Origin of the sequence: Borrelia crocidurae, assembly GCF_000825665.2 — a bacterium.
Taxonomy (GTDB): Bacteria; Spirochaetota; Spirochaetia; order Borreliales; family Borreliaceae; genus Borrelia; species Borrelia duttonii.
On sequence record NZ_LN609267.1, the window covers coordinates 193,880 to 195,940 of the forward strand.

A 2,061-nucleotide genomic window follows, 5' to 3' on the forward strand; every position below is an offset into this window, starting at 1 on the left:
CAATTTTTTGTATATCACAATTTTTAATTTTAGCAATCTCAATACATGTATATCCCAAAAAAAGTGGAGTATTAATCTTGCCTCTCAAAGGAACTGGTGCTAAAAACGGACTATCTGTCTCAATTAAAATATCTTCAATATTTAACTTCTTTAAAACCATTCTTAAAAAATCTGAATTTTTGAAAGTTAAATTACCTGCAAAAGATACCTTAAATCCAAGATCAATGAATTTTTTAGCATAATCATAAGTACCAGAATAACAATGCAATATTCCTCTATGCATAAAATTAGACGCTTTAACAATATTATAAATATCATCATAAGCTTCTCTCACATGCAAGATAACAGGCTTTTGATATTTACTAGCTAAATCTAACTGAATCCCTAAAACCTCAATTTGTTCATTTTTATTATTTGCCTTAAGGTAATCAAGTCCAACTTCACCAATAGCAATAACATTTTCTGTCATTAAAATCTTTTCAATCAATTCAAAATCACTATTTGAAGCTTTATTTAAAGGATGAATTCCAACTGTTAATGCAATATTAGAATAAGTATCTAAAAGCTGTTTCCTTTCATAAAAATCACTAGGATGAAGTCCAATATCAATAAAATAAGAAAAGCCACTTTTAAAACATTCACTAATAACATAATGAATGTCTACAGAATGTTTCTTCATTTCATTAAAATGAACATGAGTATCTATTAATTTTTCTAAAAAAATAGCTCTATTAAAATCAACTTTCATGCATCCATCTTTTTTTTAAGATTAGTAATATAGTCAATAATGGTAACATTCTTCATGCCAAGTTGCAAGAAACTCGATAAAATATCAATAGCATCTTCAATCTGACCTAAAGCTTCATAACATTCAGCAACATTTACATACAATATTGAATTTTTAGGATTAGTTTTTATTAAATTCTTAATAGCTATCAATGCTTCTTCATATTGCCCCTGTTCTTTTTGAAGTAATGCAAGACCAAGTATAGCAAACATATCAAAATCAACATCAAGTGCTTTCTTATAATAAATTTGTGCATTTTCATAATCTTTCAAATATCTATATGTATCCCCCACCCTTGTTAAAACTAAATTATTTTTTGGATCTCTATCTATGATTGTAAGCCAATATTTTAAAGCCTCAGCATACTCTTTGCTTCCTCTATAGCAATCAGCAAGTCCAAAAATAGCATAAAAGTTATTTGGAGAAATTTCCAAAGCTCTCTTAAAAAAATAAATGCCTTTACCAAATTCTTTCAATTTTCTATAACAATTTCCAATTGAAGTTAATACACGAACATCTATCTTAACTTGATTTATTTCATACATCTTAAGCCAATATTTCAAAGCTTCTTTATATTCTTTAAAGTCATAATACAAATGTCCAATACCCACAAGTGCATAATCATTATCAGGTACAAGCTCTAAGACTCTTAAATATGATTGTCTTGATTTTTGAAAATTTTTTAATTTTCTATAAGAAGACGCAACTCTTGTAAGAACCGTAATATTTTCAGAATCATATTTTAAATATTCTTCCCATACGTCTGTGGCCTTCTTATAATCTCCCAAACTTCTATAACAATCTCCCAACCCAAAAAGAGCATAATTATTATTTGAATGTTTGGCAAGGCATTTTTGATAATAAATTATAGCTTTATCAAAGTTACGCTTCTTTCTTTCAATGTCTCCAAGTCCAACAAGAGCATAATTATTATCATCATCCTTTTGTAAGATATCATTAAACAATGATTCTGCTTCAAAAAGTCTCTCTTCCTTTATTAACTGATAACCCCTTTTGGATTTTTCAGTAACATCAAGAAGCTCTTTATCAGAATTTTGCGAGATATCTTCAAAATCATCTAAAAGTTTATTGTCTAACATAAATAACCCCTTCTTAACTGGTTTATTAAAGACATAACATATTTCATATATACTACTACTTAAAAAACATATAACTTATTTACTATATAAACATACCAAGACATTTAATAAAATAAATCTTTAACATCCAATCTCAATAAACATATCTGAAAATAAAAAATTAAAAAACTACCA

General features: G+C 27.1%; 2 protein-coding genes. Both read right to left on the reverse strand.

Features of this window, described 5'->3' with window-relative positions; all coding sequences use genetic code 11:
* Positions 1-748: TatD family hydrolase (locus BN1173_RS00980; protein WP_040235989.1), on the reverse strand; the 748-nt coding region annotated here is incomplete at its 3' end.
* The gene (locus BN1173_RS00985) at positions 745-1,887 is read right to left on the reverse strand and encodes a tetratricopeptide repeat protein (protein ID WP_012537961.1); all 1,143 of its coding nucleotides are present in this window, start codon (positions 1,885-1,887) and stop codon (positions 745-747) included. The genes BN1173_RS00980 and BN1173_RS00985, both read right to left, overlap by 4 nt.
* Positions 1,888-2,061 lie beyond the last annotated feature (174 nt).

Excerpts from the sequence above, each read along its gene's own strand:
- BN1173_RS00985 (WP_012537961.1), bottom strand. The coding sequence starts at position 1,887 with ATGTTAGACAATAAACTTTTAGATGATTTTGAAGATATCTCGCAAAAT.